19 protein-coding genes are annotated in these 17,294 nt (G+C 62.3%); 12 read left to right on the top strand and 7 right to left on the bottom strand.

What is annotated here, in order from left to right; genetic code table 11:
- Window positions 1–15 precede the first annotated feature (15 nt).
- Together ACQEVJ_RS44185 and ACQEVJ_RS44180 are read right to left on the bottom strand one after the other, a co-directional pair.
- The gene (locus tag ACQEVJ_RS44185; RefSeq protein WP_433111503.1) at window positions 16–1,356 is read right to left on the bottom strand and encodes an FtsK/SpoIIIE domain-containing protein; all 1,341 of its coding nucleotides are present in this window, start codon (window positions 1,354–1,356) and stop codon (window positions 16–18) included.
- Window positions 1,349–1,690 carry a hypothetical protein gene (locus tag ACQEVJ_RS44180; protein ID WP_433111500.1) on the bottom strand — a complete coding sequence of 114 codons (342 nt, stop codon included), beginning with the start codon at window positions 1,688–1,690 and terminating at the stop codon, window positions 1,349–1,351. Before ACQEVJ_RS44180 ends, ACQEVJ_RS44185 begins: the two co-directional genes overlap by 8 nt.
- Window positions 1,691–1,796: 106 nt before the next feature.
- Between ACQEVJ_RS44180 and ACQEVJ_RS44175 the strand changes: the two genes are divergently transcribed.
- Window positions 1,797–2,153: a GntR family transcriptional regulator gene (locus ACQEVJ_RS44175; RefSeq protein ID WP_433111497.1), complete on the top strand. Its 357-nt coding sequence runs from the start codon at window positions 1,797–1,799 to the stop codon at window positions 2,151–2,153.
- Window positions 2,154–2,330: 177 nt separating this feature from the next.
- Here the strand turns inward: ACQEVJ_RS44175 and ACQEVJ_RS44170 are convergent, their stop codons facing one another.
- Window positions 2,331–2,549 (bottom strand): hypothetical protein, encoded by a 219-nt coding sequence (locus ACQEVJ_RS44170; protein WP_433111494.1) that lies wholly within the window; start codon window positions 2,547–2,549, stop codon window positions 2,331–2,333.
- Between the two features lie 150 nt (window positions 2,550–2,699).
- Between ACQEVJ_RS44170 and ACQEVJ_RS44165 the strand changes: the two genes are divergently transcribed.
- The 3 genes from ACQEVJ_RS44165 (at window position 2,700) to ACQEVJ_RS44155 (ending at window position 4,575) form a co-directional block, all read left to right on the top strand.
- Window positions 2,700–3,440: an XRE family transcriptional regulator gene (locus ACQEVJ_RS44165; protein WP_433111491.1), complete on the top strand. Its 741-nt coding sequence runs from the start codon at window positions 2,700–2,702 to the stop codon at window positions 3,438–3,440.
- A gap of 2 nt (window positions 3,441–3,442) precedes the next feature.
- Window positions 3,443–3,919 carry an NUDIX hydrolase gene (locus ACQEVJ_RS44160; protein ID WP_433111488.1) on the top strand — a complete coding sequence of 159 codons (477 nt, stop codon included), beginning with the start codon at window positions 3,443–3,445 and terminating at the stop codon, window positions 3,917–3,919.
- A 146-nt stretch (window positions 3,920–4,065) separates the two neighbouring features.
- Complete coding sequence (locus ACQEVJ_RS44155; RefSeq protein ID WP_433111485.1) at window positions 4,066–4,575, top strand: hypothetical protein; 510 nt, start codon at window positions 4,066–4,068, stop codon at window positions 4,573–4,575.
- A 158-nt stretch (window positions 4,576–4,733) separates the two neighbouring features.
- Here ACQEVJ_RS44155 and ACQEVJ_RS44150 read toward each other — a convergent pair whose 3' ends face one another.
- From ACQEVJ_RS44150 to ACQEVJ_RS44140, 3 genes are all read right to left on the bottom strand, one after another.
- On the bottom strand, window positions 4,734–5,285 hold the full coding sequence (locus tag ACQEVJ_RS44150) for an HD domain-containing protein (RefSeq protein ID WP_433111482.1): 552 nt from the start codon (window positions 5,283–5,285) through the stop codon (window positions 4,734–4,736).
- 64 nt (window positions 5,286–5,349) lie between these two features.
- Complete coding sequence (locus ACQEVJ_RS44145; protein ID WP_142649212.1) at window positions 5,350–5,829, bottom strand: GntR family transcriptional regulator; 480 nt, start codon at window positions 5,827–5,829, stop codon at window positions 5,350–5,352.
- On the bottom strand, window positions 5,813–6,166 hold the full coding sequence (locus ACQEVJ_RS44140; RefSeq protein WP_142649213.1) for a hypothetical protein: 354 nt from the start codon (window positions 6,164–6,166) through the stop codon (window positions 5,813–5,815). Before ACQEVJ_RS44140 ends, ACQEVJ_RS44145 begins: the two co-directional genes overlap by 17 nt.
- Before the next feature lie 164 nt (window positions 6,167–6,330).
- Between ACQEVJ_RS44140 and ACQEVJ_RS44135 the strand changes: the two genes are divergently transcribed.
- The 7 genes from ACQEVJ_RS44135 (at window position 6,331) to ACQEVJ_RS44105 (ending at window position 15,459) form a co-directional block, all read left to right on the top strand.
- A complete protein-coding gene (locus ACQEVJ_RS44135; RefSeq protein ID WP_142649214.1) occupies window positions 6,331–7,056 on the top strand; it encodes an XRE family transcriptional regulator in 726 nt (241 codons plus the stop codon).
- 833 nt (window positions 7,057–7,889) lie between these two features.
- Window positions 7,890–8,867, top strand: a complete 978-nt coding sequence (locus ACQEVJ_RS44130; protein ID WP_433111477.1) for a DNA-methyltransferase — start codon at window positions 7,890–7,892, stop codon at window positions 8,865–8,867.
- 209 nt (window positions 8,868–9,076) lie between these two features.
- Window positions 9,077–11,398, top strand: a complete 2,322-nt coding sequence (locus ACQEVJ_RS44125) for a hypothetical protein (RefSeq protein ID WP_433111474.1) — start codon at window positions 9,077–9,079, stop codon at window positions 11,396–11,398.
- Window positions 11,395–12,390 carry a hypothetical protein gene (locus tag ACQEVJ_RS44120; protein ID WP_433111471.1) on the top strand — a complete coding sequence of 332 codons (996 nt, stop codon included), beginning with the start codon at window positions 11,395–11,397 and terminating at the stop codon, window positions 12,388–12,390. The genes ACQEVJ_RS44125 and ACQEVJ_RS44120 overlap by 4 nt, the downstream gene beginning before the upstream one ends.
- Window positions 12,391–12,518: 128 nt before the next feature.
- Window positions 12,519–13,970 carry a hypothetical protein gene (locus ACQEVJ_RS44115; protein WP_433111468.1) on the top strand — a complete coding sequence of 484 codons (1,452 nt, stop codon included), beginning with the start codon at window positions 12,519–12,521 and terminating at the stop codon, window positions 13,968–13,970.
- Between the two features lie 15 nt (window positions 13,971–13,985).
- The gene (locus tag ACQEVJ_RS44110) at window positions 13,986–14,756 is read left to right on the top strand and encodes a hypothetical protein (protein WP_433111465.1); all 771 of its coding nucleotides are present in this window, start codon (window positions 13,986–13,988) and stop codon (window positions 14,754–14,756) included.
- Between the two features lie 397 nt (window positions 14,757–15,153).
- The gene (locus ACQEVJ_RS44105) at window positions 15,154–15,459 is read left to right on the top strand and encodes a hypothetical protein (RefSeq protein ID WP_433111462.1); all 306 of its coding nucleotides are present in this window, start codon (window positions 15,154–15,156) and stop codon (window positions 15,457–15,459) included.
- Between the two features lie 7 nt (window positions 15,460–15,466).
- Here ACQEVJ_RS44105 and ACQEVJ_RS44100 read toward each other — a convergent pair whose 3' ends face one another.
- Window positions 15,467–16,738: an IS701 family transposase gene (locus tag ACQEVJ_RS44100; protein WP_433111459.1), complete on the bottom strand. Its 1,272-nt coding sequence runs from the start codon at window positions 16,736–16,738 to the stop codon at window positions 15,467–15,469.
- A gap of 74 nt (window positions 16,739–16,812) precedes the next feature.
- Here ACQEVJ_RS44100 and ACQEVJ_RS44095 point away from each other — a divergent pair, with 74 nt between their 5' ends.
- Window positions 16,813–17,244 (top strand): HAD family hydrolase, encoded by a 432-nt coding sequence (locus tag ACQEVJ_RS44095; RefSeq protein WP_433111456.1) that lies wholly within the window; start codon window positions 16,813–16,815, stop codon window positions 17,242–17,244.
- Window positions 17,245–17,294: the final 50 nt, after the last annotated feature.

Below are 17,294 nucleotides of genomic sequence, written 5' to 3'. Positions count from 1 at the left end.
TACCCCCTTTCTCGGTCAGGCGGACAGCAGGTCGGACAGGGCAGCCCCGTCTCGGTCGGGTCGGACGATGTCGGCCCAGTTCGGGGTGAGGTGGGCGTAGGTGCGGGCGGCGTGTTCGGCAGTGTGCTCGGCGACGTAGAAGGAGCGGGCGCGGTACCACTGGCCGTCCTGGCTGGCGACGATCGCGACGCCGGGTGTCTCGGCGGGGATCGCGCGGGCGGAGACCAGGGCGGCGGGGTCGAGGTCACCGAGCGTCATGGTCGCGGTCTCCGGGTCGTTGACCCGGTGGCAGATCCGCCCGGAACACTGGGCGCGCAGGGCGGTGACGCCGGGGCCGAGGTCGGAGCCGATCCGTTGGCCGGAGCAGAACAGGTAGATGCCGAACGCCCGCCCGAGCTGGGCCACCCGCAGCAGTGCCGTGGAGGTGTGGGCGATCTCGTCTTTCTCGGACTTGTCGGCCATCAGGTACAGCTCGGCCAGCTCGTCGATCAGCACCACGACCGGGACCGGTCGCACGCCGGGCGGTAGTTGCCAGATGTTGCGCGCGCCAGCCGTCCGGCACAGCCCCATTCGGTCGACCATGAGCGTCACCAGGTCATCCAGCAGGGTCACGCTTTCGGCCCGTGTGGTGGCCAGGGCTGACAGCCGTGGTGCGTACGGGGTGAACTCGACGCCGCCTTTGAGGTCGATGCCGACCAGGGCGACCGGCTGCGGGGCCAGTCCGACGAGCAGGGCGTTGGCGAGGTTGGACTTGCCCGATTGGGTGGCGCCCGCGTTGATCCAGTGCGGCACCGTGCGGAAGTCGATCGTCCACAGCTCGCCGGTCTCCAGCCGCCCCACGTGGACAGTGAGGAACTCGCCCGAGGCCGGGAGGTGGTCGAGCCGGACGAGCGGGTCCCGCACTGTGGCGGCCAGGACCACACGGCCGGGCCGAGGGGACGAGACCCGTACGGCGTGGACGCCCCAGGAGTGCGCGAGTCTTTCGGCGGCCTGGGCGTAGTCGGCGGGGATCTGCCCTTCGAGGGTGTGGACGGTGACGCGCCAGCCGTGCCGGGTCGGCAACGGCAGCCACATGAAGGGCTTGGTGTCGACCGCGACCCGCTGGAAGCGCCGCCGTACCTTCACGAGCCCGGTCGAGGCGATCGCGCCGGGAACGACGGTGAACCACCAGCGCTGTCGCTTTTTGGTCAGGCCGCAACCCAGGGCGACCTTGCGCCACGTCGCCCAGATCGTGACGGCCATCAGCGGGAAACCGACTGCCAGCCAGTACGACCGGTAGTGCAGGTGCCGCCAGGCCCACAGGCCGGCCGCCGCAGCGGCCAGGCCCGCGAGCAGTGTCAGCAGGGCGTCACGCATGGGCGGTCACGTCCGCCGGGACGATCGAGCTGGCCCGGTAGCTGATGCCCCAGCGGGCCTCGCCGCCCCGGGACATCTCCCATACGTAGCCGACCAGGCCGACCGGAGTGACGTCCTGCCCGGCGGCCACCTGGGGCTCGCCGGAGGTGCCGACCTTGACGAGTTCGATCCGGCCGAACTCGTCCTCCACCGACAGGACGATCTCGTAGACGGTGTTGCCGTTCTTGTCGGTCTTGATCTCGCCGGTGTCCTGGTTGAGGACGCGCGGGCGGGGCGCGCGGACGCAGACGAACTGCAGCTTGGTCACGTCGACGGGGATCGGAATGGTGCGCATGTGTGGACCTCCTTAGCCTCGTGGCCAACATAGTTAACTAGGTTGGCTTGGTTGTCAATGTTCTCTCAGTTGGCTTGGTCGTGTTGCTGTGCTGAGATAAGGGGCGATGGTCAAGAAGACGGGACGGCCCGGTTACCTCCAGATCGCCGACGATCTGCGCGAGCAGATCCGCGGCGGATCTCTGCCGCCCGGCTCCCTGTTGCCGTCGACCACCCAACTCGCCGCCCGGTACGACGCCTCGCTAAGCGTCGTGAAGCTGGCGGTCGGGATTTTGCGGACCGAGGGCCTGGTCATCGGCCAGCAGGGCAAGGGCGTGTTCGTCCGGGAAGACGTCCCGGACACCGACCCAGGGCCGGCGGGCGACTTGGCGAGCGAGGTCATCGCGCTACGCACCGCCGTACAGGACCTGGCCGAACGCCTGGCGCGGGTCGAAGAGGCCTTGTCTCAGCGATCCGAGACGTAGGGCCGCCGTTCCGGACCTTCAAGCCCGTCACGTGGCGGGCCAGTCGTGCCGACGCATCACCGGAGGCGCTGCCACGGAACATGGCCTTGTCCTCTCGCCGGATGCCGACCAGGACCGCCACGAAGCCGACGGCTACGACCGCGCTGAGCGCCAGGGCGATGATCAGAGGCAGCGCGCTCACGACCAGATCACCCCCATGGCGGCGGCGCTGACCGGGCCGCGAGGGGGACGGCGGGTGATGGAGCGACGCCGGGCGGTCCTGGGCCGGGCCTTCTCGCGCCGCTCCCAGCGCTGACGGGCGAGGCACTTGCTGCAGTGAATCTGTCCGGGCTTCAGGAGCGCGCCGCAGGCGCAGTCGGGGCTCTCCTCCGGTGGGGCAATCGTGGTCTCTGTCATGGTCTGTTCTCCTTCCGTCGCAGGTAGTGGTGCGTTGTGACACCGAGAGTGCGGCGGAAGGGCAGGACGAGATCACTACACGACGGGACATGTTCAAGACGTCCCGTCTACGATTGCCACGTCCCTGGACGTCCTGACGCGGCAGGTGAAATGGCCAACGAGCGACTACGCGCGGCCCTTCTGGAACGCGGGGTGAGCATCGCCGAACTGGCGACCGCAATCCAGGTCGACCCCAAGACCGTCGAACGCTGGATAACCAAAGGCCGCGCGCCGTACCGAAAGCACAGGTACGCCGTCGCTACCCACCTGGGGATGGACGAGAGTTACCTGTGGCCCGAGGCGTTGACGCGTGAGCAGGTGGCGTCGGCATCCGAGAGTGAGATCGTCACCGTCTACCCGCACCGCTGGGCCGTCCCCCGGGACGCTTGGGGACGTCTGTTCGCCCAGGCCCAGGGCGAGATCGGCATCCTCGTCTACAGCGGCCTGTTCCTCGCCGACGATGCCGGCATCGTGCGCATGCTTGGCGAGAAGGCCGCAGCCGGAGTGAGGGTGCGCATCCTGCTCGGTGACCCCGACAGTCCCGAGGTCGCCCAACGCGGCGCCGACGAAGGCATCGATGACGGCATGGCCGCCAAGATCCGCAACGTCCTCGTCCTCTACCGGCCCATCCGCGACCTGGACGAGGTGGAGATCCGGCTCCACCGCACGGTGCTGTACAACTCCATCTACCGCGGCGACGATCAGATGCTCGTCAACACCCACGTGTACGGGGTCCCCGCCGGCAACGCGCCTGTCCTGCACCTGCGCAAGGTCTTAGGCGGGGACATGGTCACCACCTACGTGGAGAGTTTCGAGCGGGTGTGGAAGCAGGCCACGCCGGTAGGGTCGTGATCGTGGCCCGCCGGATCGACTACTACGACGACCCTGACGCTCCCAAGCCGAACAGCCTGGTCCCGTCCGTCAACGTCGTCGTCACCAACGAGGCCGGGGACATTCTCATGATCCGCCGTAGCGACAACGGCAACTGGGCCGTCCCCGGTGGTGCCATCGACCTCGGCGAATCCCTCCCCCAGGCCGCTATACGGGAGACCCTTGAAGAGACCGGCGTGCTGTGCGAGATCACCGGCCTCGTCGGCACCTACACCGACCCCCGCCACGTGATCTTCTACACCAGCAACGGCGAGGCCCGCCAAGAGTTCTCCATCGTCCTCACCGCTCACGCCGTCAGCGGCGAGCCGACCCCCAGCAGCGAATCCACCGAGGTCCGCTGGGTGCCACGTGCCGAGGTGGAGACGCTGCCGATGGACCGGTCAATGGCCCTGCGGATCGGCCACTATCTTGCCGATGTCGGCCGGCTCCATATCGGGTAGGGCGTGCAAAAACGTTGATGAGCAGCGACAGTGAAGGGGACCGAGAACGCAACTGCTCGTGACTGGAGGCTCTGGCCGTGTTGAAGTCGTTATCGACCCTGCGCGATTCTCACCGCCATGACGCCCCATATGCGAAGGGACGATTCATGGAGCTTCTCAGGAAGTGCACGCTCATTGCGATTCTTGGCAGTGCGCTGGCGTTGGTCGTGGCCTGCGGAGGCGGCGCCGAGTCCGATGGTTCCAGCTCGGTGGGTCTTCCCGGTGCAGAAGCCCCCGCGGGAGAAGGCTCCGGCAACAGCGACAGCTGCAAGTTCCTTACCAAGGAGGAGGTCGCTGAGGCGATCGGCCCGCATGACGGCGGCCAGCAGGACTACACATTTGGCGGATGCGTCTGGACGGCATCGAGCGCCAAGGACGGAATCAACGAGGCGATTTTCGCGGCGGTGCTGCCCAAGGCCCAGTACGAGTCCGTGGCCGAGATCGGACAGCCCGTGAGCGGATTCGTCGACGGCGCCACGTACGACGAGACGCACGGCGAGCTGTGGTTCCCCTGCCGTGGCGGGGACTACTGCGGGATCAAAGTGAGAACCGCCAGCCCGGACGGCCGCCAGGAGACCGCCCTCCGACTTAGCAAGATCCTTCAGGGCCGCGTATAGCTGATCGCCCCGGTCGCCTCCACGAATACGGTCCATCCCGCTGGGGCACTCCGCCGCGCTTCCTCGTCTGCGAAGTCGAGGCGGCCCGGATATCTGGCGTATCACTCGCCGCCCCATAGGTGTATCTCCAGTGCTCCCAGCCGGAGTGGTCGATCACGTCATGTGCCTCGTGAAAGCCGTCCTTGCATTGCCTGAACGGCGGCCAGGATGCACGGTGTCGATGCGGTGATCGAGCGGCTCACCAGGTGATCGGGGCCGTACCGAGAATGGATCTCAGCCAGTCGTTCACGCACGTCGAGGTGCCGGCCGTCGGGGCCGGTGGTCATGTCGCAGTAGGTCAGCGCATCGGCCAGCTCCCGCCGCTCCGGGGCGAACTCCCTGGTCAAGGCGTCATACAGGTCGCGTTCTGTGGCCTCGTTGACCGCGCAGGAGTGATGGGCGACCAGGCGGCACAGCCGCTCGTCGGCGCCCGCCACATCGCGCAGGTAGCGGGCGCCATCGAGGGGATGAAACCCGGTGTCGACCAGCTCAGGGGAGTAGCCGATGTCGTGCAGGTAGGCGGCGGCGGTCAGCGTGTCGGCTTCGTCGCCGAGGATCGGGGCCAGCGAAGCGGCCCGCGCCGCCACACCCTGCGTGTGTGCCCAGCGCCGAGGGAGCGGCTCGGCAAGGAGTCGTTCGGCCAGATCACGCGCCCACTCGGCTTGTCCCATGAGACAGACGATAAGCACTCCGCGGCCCCGACCTAGAGCTCCAACCCGGACGTCCCAGGACGTCTCACTCCTGGTGCTGCACGAACCGGCCCTTGCCCTGCTGAGACACGATCAGCCCCTCCTGCTCCAACTCCGCGAACGCCTGCCGCACCGTGTTGCGCGACGCCTCATACAGCCACCGGAGTTCGGCTTCGCTGGGCAGCACGTCGCCGGGGCCGAGGTCGCCCCGCTCGATCCGCCGCCGCAGCTCGCGGGCGATGACCTGGTAACGGTAGGAGGCGTCGACAGGGTGATCAGTGCCTTGTACGAGCCGCCCCTTCGACGGGACTGTCACGATCAACCCCTCCGCCTCCAAGGCCCGCAGCGCGCGACGGACCGTGTTGCGTGCAACCCGGAACTCCGCCGTCAAAGCTGTTTCCGAGGGCAGCACCCGCCCCGCTGGATAGACACCCGCCCGGATCCGCTCGCGCAACCGCTCGGCCAGCTTGCCCGAGACGCGCTGCCCGGTCAGCCACGCCTTGCGCCGTTCAGGAGCGGTGCGCATCGAGAATCTTCGATAGGTCGACGCCGAGTTCGCCCTGTTCGCCCTCGTGCCAGCCGTCCCGTGCCGCCTTCTCGATCCGGTCGGCCGCCGGGCCCAGCTTCAGGCATGAGACCCGTTCGTCGTGCTGGTCTCCCCAGTAGAACCACAGGAACGCGAGGTGGACGTAGACCCGGCGGGGCCGCAGCCGGCTATCGGTCACGTCCAGGGCGGGCCGGTTCTTCTCATCCACGATCAGGACTGCCGTGATCCCGCGCTGTTCGAGCTCATCTCGCAGTTCTGTTAAGAGCTGTTCTTGATACTCGCGCTGTCGCTGGCGGATCGGCCGCATCGGTTCCATGTCCGGATCGCGCTCCTTCCGGCGTTGATGGTGGGCGCTCGGTCGCGCCCGTGCCGAACGAGCTTCCGTCGAAGCAGGGGAACCTCTACACCGCGACTAAGGGACGTCTGGGGACGTCTTGTGTTAGCGTCCCAGGCAGAGCCGCCCCCAGGAGGTACACCCCCGTGAGCGACACCCTGCGCCATGCCCTCGCCCGGGCCAGACTCGGAACCGTCGACGTCGCCGCCGCTCTCGAAGTGGACCCCAAGACCGTCGACCGCTGGCTCAAGGGCCGCATCCCCTACCCGCGTCACCGCTGGGCGCTGGCTGACCTCCTGCAACTCGACGAAGGCGATCTCTGGCCCGACGTCGCCCAACCGCGGCGAACCATCTCTCACGAGGTGAGAGCCGTCTACCCCCACCGGTGGGCCGTACCGCAGACCATTTGGCGCCGACTCTTCCAGGGCGCGAGCCGCGAGATCGACATCCTGACCTACAGCAGCCTGTTCCTCGCCGAGGACACCGGCATGATCCGCCTGCTGGCCAGCCGAGCCCGCGCAGGCGTAAGGGTCCGTGTCCTCCTGGGCGACCCCAACAGCCCGGAGGTAGCCGCGCGAGGAGCCGAAGAAGGCATCGGAGCCGATGTCATGGCCGCCCGAGTACGCAACGCTCTCATGCTGTACCGGCCGCTTCACCAGGTCGACAGTGTGGAGATCCGCCTCCACCGCACGACCCTCTACAACTCCATCTACCGGGCCGACGCCGAACTGCTCGTGAACGTCCACGCCTACGGCGTTCCGGCAGCTCAAGCCCCCGTGCTGTACCTAACGGCCACCAAGGACGAAGACAGCACAGCCGTCTACCTCACCAGCCTCGAACGCATCTGGGCCACCGCCGAACCGCTCCGCTGACCATCGGCCTCGCTGCCGGAAGCTACTTTTCTTCTCGCTATTGAAGCGGCCCGCCTACGGCGGCCCGCGTCGCGCGCCGGTCGGCCAGCCGGCCGGGCTGCGGCTCTTCGGCCGGTCCCGGCCGACGCCGCCCGCGCGCTTTCAGCCACCGAGACGGAACGCCAGACGGCAGAAGACCACCGCAGCCAGGACGACGACCAGGGCGACGCGATCCAGCCCCCCGAGACATCCGGAGGGAAGAGCCGCAAGGGGCTCCGCCCCCTGCACCCCCGGCCCTCCTCGGAGATGGCCCCGGGCGGTGCGGGTGGGAGGCGGTCCCCTCCTCGCCGACCACCGTGAAGGGATGCCAGACCGGCCGCCCAAGGTCAAGCCGTCGACTGCGAGCAGGACAACCAGCGAGCGCGGAAGGTCACCGAGAGGCATGTACACGCAAACGACGGCTTGACCCCAGGCGTCCGGCCCGGCATGGCTACGCCTGCCCGACGAGGAGATGACCGCCAGCACTTCGCAGACCTTTGGGCGGCGGTCCGAGCGTGCTGGTTGGGGGTACTGAGACGCATGAGTTGGGTCCGGGTGCGGCCTATTTTCGCTCTCAACTTGGCGGGCTAGCCGCATAGTAAAGTGTTCTTTGCGCAGGTGAGAGCTGGTCTCGTCCTCTCGGAGCCGGTCGAGGGGGCTCTGGGGCCGCCATCGAACGCACACCTACCTCGCGCGCCGATCGCGCACTCGAGGGGCATGCAGCTCTTCGGCCGATCCCGTCCAACGCGCCCGGGACGGCACACAGAAGTGCGGCCGCACTTGAATTGCCGCGGCCGCACTTCTATGGTCAATGGATGATGTCTACCAACGGTCCATCAAGCGTCAAGACGCTTGTACAGGTCGGCGATGCATGGGATCTGCTCGCCGGACTCGAACCGGAGTCAGTTGACTTGATCCTCACATCGCCACCCTATTGGGGGTTGAGGGACTATGGCCTAGACCATAACGTCAGCGTATTGGACGAGTGGCTAGCCGAGGGGGAGAGTGCCAACATGCCACCCTCCTACGAGTGGTACAGAGACCACGGGGGATTACTTGGACTTGAGCCCTTCCCTGACTGGTACGTCGCTCACATCGTTGAGATTCTGGGGCGGGCACGACGAGTCCTCAAGCCAGCTGGGAGCCTATGGCTCAACATAGGAGATACCTACTTCGGTCGTTGGTCTAGCATCCGACCAACAGGCCGGCAAGGGCTAGACGGTGAGGCGCGCTCGCGAAGAAGGGTGCCATCGGGAGGCTATCGTCAGGACAAGCAGCTTCTCTTGATACCCGCGCGGGTGGCGATCGCTATGCAGGACCATCGATGGATCCTTCGCAACGATGTGATTTGGGCCAAACCAAAGACAGTTCCCCGCCCTGAGCGCGACCGCCTGAGCCTCTCACACGAACACTTTTTCCACTTTGTTCAGAAACCTAGGCAAGGCCGGGCCTCATACTACTACAATCTCGCTAAAACGGAACCGGGTTCGAGAGATGTGGTTACGGTCCAGCCTGCACCTGGAAGCGATGGGCACTCGGCAACCTTTCCGATATCGTTGATTCTGCCCCGAATCGAGAGTAGTTGCCCAGAGGAGGGTCTGGTGCTCGATCCGTTTGCCGGCACAGGTCGCACCCTAGTAGCAGCAATTGAGTCGGGGCGCCGGGCCATCGGTTTCGAACTATCTCCCGATTTCGCGGCTGCTGCTAACAACAATGCCAGCGAAGCTGTTGAGCGCAGGCGACTAGTCTCACCACGAGTTATGCACGAGCCGCTAGGAGTGGAGCATGGATAGTGCTCACGACGCCGATGACATCCTCTCGCTACTAGCATCCGCAAGCGACAACGACAATATCCTGCAGATAGTTCAGCTTGTTCTGACTAGCGCAGATCGCCCCCAAGAACTTGCTGCCGCACTGATGGCCAGAGATGAGATTTAACTTTCACACCCAACCTACGGGCGGATTGCGAGTAATCCGCGCCATTCCCGAGCCGAAAATCTGTGTGATCGAGGGCTACAACGGAGTGGGCAAAACCGCTAGCATCCGGCTTCTGGAACTTTGTACCGGTGTCCAGCCATTCCTCGATCAGAACGCTGTCTGGTCTTCATTACGCGCTAATCTCGGTAGCGCTCGCATTCGAGCGGAAGACCTCGCCGGCGCCACTAGCATTGAGTGGCGATTTGATTCGCGCACCTGGGCGGCCACTCCCGAGGCAGTAGATGATAACTTCTTTGACTGTATCCTAATAGACGGGATGCGGGCGCGCCTGACAGATGTTCAGAGCCTCCTTGAGGTCCATCGCATCGCAGGCGATGTCACCTTGAAGGAGACGCTCGCGAGGCAGATAGAAAGCTATGTCAATAAGCTTGAGCGACTTTGGGCTCGATTTCTCGAAAAGGATGGCACCGCACAGGTAGCTATCGATCTTCTTGGATCGGTGGAAAGCGTTACTCGACGGGCATCTGAGTCGGTGCTTCGATCCGCTATCTCCGAAAAGGAGGAAGCTGATAAGAGAGTACAGGAAGCCAGCGAGAAGCTTGCTAGCATAAGTAACCGATTGACGCTGCTTGAGGATGCAACAGGGCTTCGCAAGCGTCTTGCGCTTCTGCAGGAAACTGCTCCGAGGCTTGACCAGGAGCTTGCCGCGGTGGAGCAGGAACTTGAACTAGCGGAGGATAACCGTGATGAGCTTAGCGGCTCCCTGCGAGAGGCAGAAGTAAGGGCTGCTGCCAGCGAAGACGCCGAGCGTCAGCTCAAAAATGCTATTCGCACGGCAGACCGCAATCAAGGGCATTTAACTGCTGCCAGAGATCGGCTTGCGGAGGCACTAGCGGCCGCAGGGTTGGAGAGTTATCCCAAGAATCTAGGAGAGGCCATTCATGGCCGACAAGTCCTTCTAGATCAGCTTATGCGGCGTCGTGCGGACTTGGATGCTACCCCGCTCCTCCAAAGGCTGCTGGCAGACTTAGTAGCGCGGCTCGCTCAAGCGGTTGAGGCCGGGCTAGGGGACCAGATAGCGCTGACCGATGAAGATACTGGCCTTAGCACTTCCGTACATCAGCTCACGGTTCAGCTCCAGAGACAGATGGAGCTGTTGCCAACAGCGGGTGATGTGGATTCGACTGCCACGCGCTCGCTCGATAACGAGATAGCACGTGAAACAAATCGCATCCAAGTCATCGAAAATCTCCCTACGTTGCTCAGAGATGTGGAACGACGGGAACGCCTGTTAGAGCAGGCTGCAAAGCGAGTTGCGGATTTGACCGAACGACAAACACCGGAATCCGATAATATTCGAAGGATAAGGCAAGAGCTCGAGGGTCTCGATGGGCGTATTCTCGAGCTGTCAACACGGCGTGCCATTCTGCGCGGGCAGAAGGACGACATATTAGAGGGCCAGGACCCGCAGGAACTAGCAGATCGACTCTCTCATCTACTTCGAGAAGCTGACACGAGCCTGGATCGGCTGGAGCTCGATCAACAAGCTTCTGCTCAGGCAGGCCGAGTAGCTAACGAAGCTCTTACAGCTGCTCGAACTGCAGCTCAAGAGTGCACAAATCGCTTGGCTGCCGCTAGAACAGATCTCAATCGAGCAGTGACTCTACTTAACGAGGCAGACGAATACGCGTTTCTAAGGGCTTCCTCGATACCTCTCCCACGTCCTCTCGATGACGAGGAAACGCAGACTGCTCATCTAGCTGAGCTAACGCGAAAGTCTTCAGCCGCCTCTAATCACCTACAGAACATCCCGCTTCGCCTTCGAGAAATGATAGCCAGCTTAAGAAACATAGCCGGCGCAGTGCGAGGCTTAAAAGTGAGCGACGGAGAGTACACAGCACAGCTCACTCGATGGCTGGAAGAGCGATTTACTGGATGGTTTAATCAGCCGACCGTCGCCTCTGCCCTGTTTCGAGATGCGGAGTCGATAAATGTGGATCTGACTCAGCAAGCAATCCTCTGGAGAACTGCCGCGGGAGAGCAGAGCATTCGGCCTTTCGACGCGTTCAGTAGTGGTGAACAGGCCTTTGCGTATACGCGCGCCCAACTTGAGGCGTTGGGATCACCTAGCGCCGGAAACAGACTTATAGCACTTGACGAGTTTGCGGCCTTCGTCGCGCATGACCGCCGCGATGATCTGCGGCGTCTGCTACTGGAGCGTTCCGAGAGGTACCCGACCGAAAAAACAGTTCTCATTCTTCCGGTCACTCAAGATTATGGCAGTTCCGGGGGAACATCAGTCGACTCGCTCTCGGAAGAACACAGCCGTCGGGCGGCGGCCCTCGATACTGAAGATGCGTATTTCGCTGAGGAGTTTCGAGGGTGACCGAGTCAATAGAGCACGAGCTTGCTGAGGTTTTCGTAGCAGCTATGCCTTCTTTCGGCCTGCCCGACGCTTTGCCTAGGACTCAGGCGGACCGCTTGGCAAGTATCCTAGAATCTAATTGGAATTCCCTCTACGGGAAGCTAGGACTTATAGACGGGGACCTGTCCCGCATGAAGCGATTCTTTGATCCAGTAGCAACTGGTCATCGCTTGCGGGAGGAAATAGCGAAGTCGGTAACTTCTCTTGAAGCCGCCCCCGACTGGGTCCCGGTGGAGCTAATGATCCGTCTGGGCGAGGATGGCGGTCTGATCACTCCAGAGGGCCGCTGCGTAATTGATCTGCTCCGTCAGGGTTCTCGGGCAATGGGTGAGACTGTATTCCTCCCCGCTCATGCAATTCAGGCACACGAGGCGCGCTTGCTCAGGCTCTACAGAGACTGGGGTAGGCACCGTATCAGTGGCGTAGTAGCGCTCCTTGCAGGGGAGGATAAGCCCCTTCAACTGCCTGCAGCTGGAGCACTGATCCTCCTTCTAGTTAATCGGTCAACATGTACCGAGCGCGCCATATACAAGAAGACCGATAATCATGCTCGTCAACTGATCGATGATGCCTTCTTTTCAGCCGTTTACAGCTTCGCCGACGCTTTTGGCGCATCTGGAAGGAGGGATAGGAGTAAAGAGGGACTAGTAAAGGGGTGGACGATCGGAGAGGTAAGACGACGCTTCGACAGGTTTATCGTCTCAGACAGCGAAAGGCTCTATGTACGTGATGACATGCAGTCTCAAGTCGTTACTCGTCTGGGGAGCGAGCTTGCGCGCCGGCGGGATACAGACGAGGCAATGGTAGCTCATGGATTCGATGACCTTGTTATGGAAATGCGCAGACGAATAGACGTGTTCGCTTCGTATGGCATGGCGCACGAGCGTCCTCGCGATACGAAACAGCTCCGCGCCGACCTACTAGCTGCCTATCGTGCTGCCAAACAATTATGATGGCTACCTCAGTACAACCATTCGAACTTCTATGGCGTCTAGCAGAGGGACACGACGCGAGAAGTGGGGAAGATCGGCTAACAGTAGTCCCAATTTTAGTCGATGATCTCAGAGATATTGTGCCGCTCATGCGCGGTTCCGTTGAGTACCTGCGCGGCTCTGTTTTGGATGCGACTAGCGACGAATACGCAGGGCCTATACCAGGAACGATCAACAGCACGCTTCGTGGTACAGCTCAAGCTTCCCTAAGAATCCAGCGTCCCTATGGAGACGCTGCAGTGGAGATCTATTCCCCACGTGACGGGGTCGTCGATGCCCGATTCGAGGGAAAGAACACTGTAACTAGCCAAGGAGACCGCCAAGTCCTTTCGGTCGCGCGGGCCTTATTCTCGCTTCGGGTGCAACAGTCTTCTATTGCCCTATTGATTTACGACGAAGCTTCTGGCATGGATACACCTGCCAGACGAGCCTGCTGGCGATATTTGGTCGAGAATCTTCCCGGTCTACGTCTCGGCCAGCTACGGACGTTGATTGTTGTGGTGCGGGTCTCCGGCCTAGATTTCGATCTACACTGCTCCTATGGGCGCGGTTTTCACTATGCCCTTCTTCATGGTGAGATGATTCGACGTCGTACAGACAATTCGATTGACTTTGCTGTCGCTCGGATAATGGCGACGTCGGTCCCTCATACAGTCCTCTTTTTGGGTGCGGGTTCTTCTGCCTCATCTGGCCTTCCCTTGGGAAATAGCGTGCGAGACGTTGCCATCCGAAGGCTTATGGGCAGTCAGACTAGCGACTCTTTTGAACTGGCTAAGCAATTCCGACATTTTCTTAGCAACCAAGAATACCTCCTCACTCCTTATGAGAGGGCGCAGACTATAGAGGATTTCGCTTCTCGATTGACTCTTGAGCAGGTGGTCCGCGTCGAGAAAGCGCTCAGACCTGGCGTTCCCGAGACGCTGGATGATTTCGGTAAGTTGAACTCGCGGGTTCTGTCCCTCCCGCATGCCATCGGTCCTGGCATCAAGGCAATACAGCGAATGGCCGCGTCGAGCAAGCGCAGGCTCGTTATCGTCGAAGTTAACTTCGACACGCTCGTTGAGCATGAACATGAAGACCTCTTCGAGCGCTTCGCTACTGAGGAAGAGTTCATTGGGGCGCCCGCCTACTTAGATCGCTATCTATCTGGGGATGCCGAGAAAGTCCCATTACTGAAAGTCCATGGATCGATTGAAATTCCTACATCTTGCGTCGCATCTGCGGAGCAGACCGCGAATGGTCTCCCTAGGGCTAAAGAAGACGCCCTCATGCGTTTGGTCGGAGAGGATGGCAATGTTCCCTGGATCTACATAGGGGCTAGCATGCGTGATACAGATTTGGCGAATCTGTTTGCCAGGAGAGAGTTTGCGCAAGGCGTGTATGAGATGTGGGTTGCACCCTACATTCCCCCGACGGTGCATGAGTTCGGCCGTCTGAATCGAAGCCATATTTGGAGACAGGGGGAAGATCTGCATGCCCGAAGTGTCACCGAGTTGGCTGATGAATTTTTACGTCGACTCGCAGATAGGTGGACCGAATGACTTCGGGCAGGTAGGATGAGGGACCTTGTTGCTAGGATCGGGAGAGATATAAAGTCCGGCAAGAATATCGAGGCGTACGTTGTAATAGTACTCTCCTTCTTCTTTGCTGTGTCCTCAATTGTGGGGGATATCATTCCTCTCAACCTACGCTGGGCTGCTCTGCTAGGTGGGATTGGACTTCTTATATATAAAACAACCGTTCCGAGCGCGGCTAGCATAGTAGACTCCGTTCTTCACGATCGCACTTCTTTTGATAGCATTCCTTTTTCTCAGAGGGTAGCTCGTGCGCGTGAAGTATGGATATATGCCCCCTCCGGTATCAACCTCCTTAGTCCACAGAACTGCGATGCTATCCGCACCAATGTGCTTTCCAGGCGCGACGGTAGTGTGCGTATATTGGTCTTGGATCCGGATAAGAGTGAAGAGGTTGACCTGGCTGCTAGACAGTTAGATGGATCTGTCGAGTATCCGCTTCAAAATCTGCATACGTCGCTGTCTACAATAACACAGTCGCTCTACAATATGGGCGCTTGGATTATTAATGGAGACTTTCAACATCGCTATGCTGGCTATAATCCTGGCTTTAGTTTGATCGTGATTGATCCTTCTCTGCGTCACGGCTATGTCATCGTGGAGTTTCACGGATATCACAACGAAACTACATCGCGCAGGATGCATTTAGTGATAGCCAAAGCCGAGAGTGAGAAGTGGTTCTCGTATTGGTTGGCGCAGTTTGAGCATATGTGGGCTGCTGCAAGAGTTCCTGAGGGACGCACGGCGGATTAGACACGACGTATCCTGGTGGACCTCGCCTCGTGGCTGAGGACGTGCCTACTGCCGGGAAAGTATCAGGGTAGGGGCGAGATATGGGTGCTCCAGTGATGGGCCCCTATATATTGAACGCGGACGTATCCCAATCTCAGTAGAGCGTAGCGATGTCCGGGTCACCGCTTCGTGTGAGCCCAGGTATACCTGATACCTGCGCGTTCGGCAGGCTCAGAAGCAGCTCAAGAGCCGAGCAGAGCCCGGCATGGTCACGCGTTGTAAGGCCGTCGTCCCAGCTTGTGCAGGTTCTAAGTCGGATGCGGAAGGATCGCTTCTTCTTCCAAGGGCGCTCTGGTGGCTATCACAAATCTTGCCCCTTTGGGGCAGGGGAGGGGCGTGGCCCTCGTAGGATCCCACCGTGCAGCGACTCGCGCTCTTCGACCTGGACAACACGCTCATAGATCTTGATGGGGCGTTCCGGGCGTGGGTGGAGGAGTTCTCCAACGAGCGCAGCCTGGGGGCCGAAGCGGTTGGCTGGCTGATCGCGTTGGATCGGGCTGGCTACCCTCACCGAGAGGTGTTCTTCAGCAAGGTCCGCGAGCACTTCGCTCTTCCTGACTCCGTTGAGGAGTTGTGGGGTCGATACCGGCGGCGGATGCCGTACCTTGTGCGCTGTCGGCCTGAAGTGCTGAACGACTTGGCCCGGCTACTACTCCAGCCGTAGTTCCTGATCAGGGCTCGTAAAGAGCTTGCCGCCGGTAATGGCTGGCTTGGGCGCGGGCTTGATGGCGTCGCCGCCAGCGGGACCAGCGGAGTAGGTCGGTCATGCTGTGGGCGGTCTGGATGAGCAGCCGGACGAGTAGGCGCCGGGTCTCGCAGAGCGTCAGTGGCACCAGCTCGGGTTCGGCCGGGTGGTCGGCTCGTTGGTGGGCGGTGACCGCGACCAGGAAGGCGTGGGCGAGCATTGCCAGGGTGGTCCACCGGTACCAGGACGTCCACCGGTACCAGGACGTCCACCGGCGGACTTGATGCTCGTCCAGGCCGGTCAGGCCCTTGCCGGTCTGGAAGGACTCCTCGATGGTCCAGCGACGGCCCGCGACCATGACCAGGACCGCCAGCGGGACCGGGACGGGGGCGTAGCAGCGGTAGAAGGCCAGCTCACTGGTGCGCCGGTTCCGCCGGATCAGCAACCAGTGCCGGCCTGGCCGCTCGCGGTCGATCTCGACGACGGCCCAGTCGTAGTAGCGGTGCCCCTTGGCGCCCTGTCCGGCCGACAGCCGCTGCCAGGAGGCCTGCGTCACCGAGAAGATCACCTGGTCGGCTCGGCAGGCTCCCCCTCCGGTGGTCACCCGGTGGCTGGAGGCGACCGCGAGCACGTACCCGACCTTTCGGGCTTCCAGTTCCGCGCGCAGGTGCGGGCTTTGGCCGTACACCTCATCGCCGGCCACCCACCTCGCTTGGAAGCCGGCGTCCAGAGCGCGGGCGACCATCCGGGTGGCCAGTTCGCCCTTGGTGGCGAACTGGCGGTCCTGCGGTACTCCCGCCCGCCCGCACCTGTCGGCGTCGCCGGTCCACGCCTGAGGCGGGTACAGTTCCCGGTCGATGAACGCGTGCCCGGCCGGGGTGGAGTAAGTCAGGAAGACCGCGACCTGGCTGTTTTCGATCCGTCCGGCGGTGCCGGTGTACTGGCGCTGCACGCCGACCGTGCCGGTGCCCTTCTTCAGGTCGCCGGTCTCGTCCACCACCAGCACCGCTCCGTCCTGCCCGAGGTGCTCCACCACATAACCGCGCAGGTCGTCGCGGACGGCGTCGGCGTCCCATACCGCCCGTGACAGCAGGTGCTGCATCCCGTCCGGTGTACGGTCCCCGGCGTGTTCGGCCAGCGTCCAGCAGTTCTTTCGCGGTAACTCCGCCAGCAGCCCGCCCAGCAGGGCTCGGACCCGCCGCCGCGGCTCCACCCGGGAGAACCTGCCGCCGATGCGGTCGGTGAGCTCATCGAACATCGCCTGCCACCGCGAGGCCGCTACGCTATCGCCAGCGGCCACCGCCCGATCTTTGATTGTCAGCACAACACTCGATGATCGCGGTGGCCGTCCCCATCTGTGCCACCAGCCCACACGCAAGATCGCCATCTACGGCTGGAGTACTACGCGCCTCAGGATGGCGCGTGGCGATCGTCACGAACGGTACGGCGGACAACCAGCTTGGCAAGATCCGACAGACCGGATTGGCCGAGGTCGTCGACGCCTATGCGTTGTCGGGGCTCGAGGGCATCCGTAAACCCGACGTCGGCCTGTTCGAGATCGCGGCCAAGCGTTGCGGCGTGGCTCTCGCCGAGGGCGGATGGATGATCGGTGACAACCTGACCGCTGACATAGCCGGCGGACGGGCCGCGGGCCTCCGAACGATCTGGATCGACCGAGGAATCTGGCCTGGAGTCGACCACGAGGCCGACCATGCGGTTACTGACGTACTGCAAGCCATCGAGATTCTTGAGCGCCACGGCTGAGGTGACGACAACGGTGACGACAACGTCGGCCACCACGAGCGCGCACCGAC

Origin of the sequence: Microbispora sp. CA-102843, from assembly GCF_050936215.1 — a bacterium.
Lineage (GTDB): Bacteria > Actinomycetota > Actinomycetes > Streptosporangiales > Streptosporangiaceae > Microbispora.
This window is presented reverse-complemented; position numbering and strand designations above follow the sequence as displayed.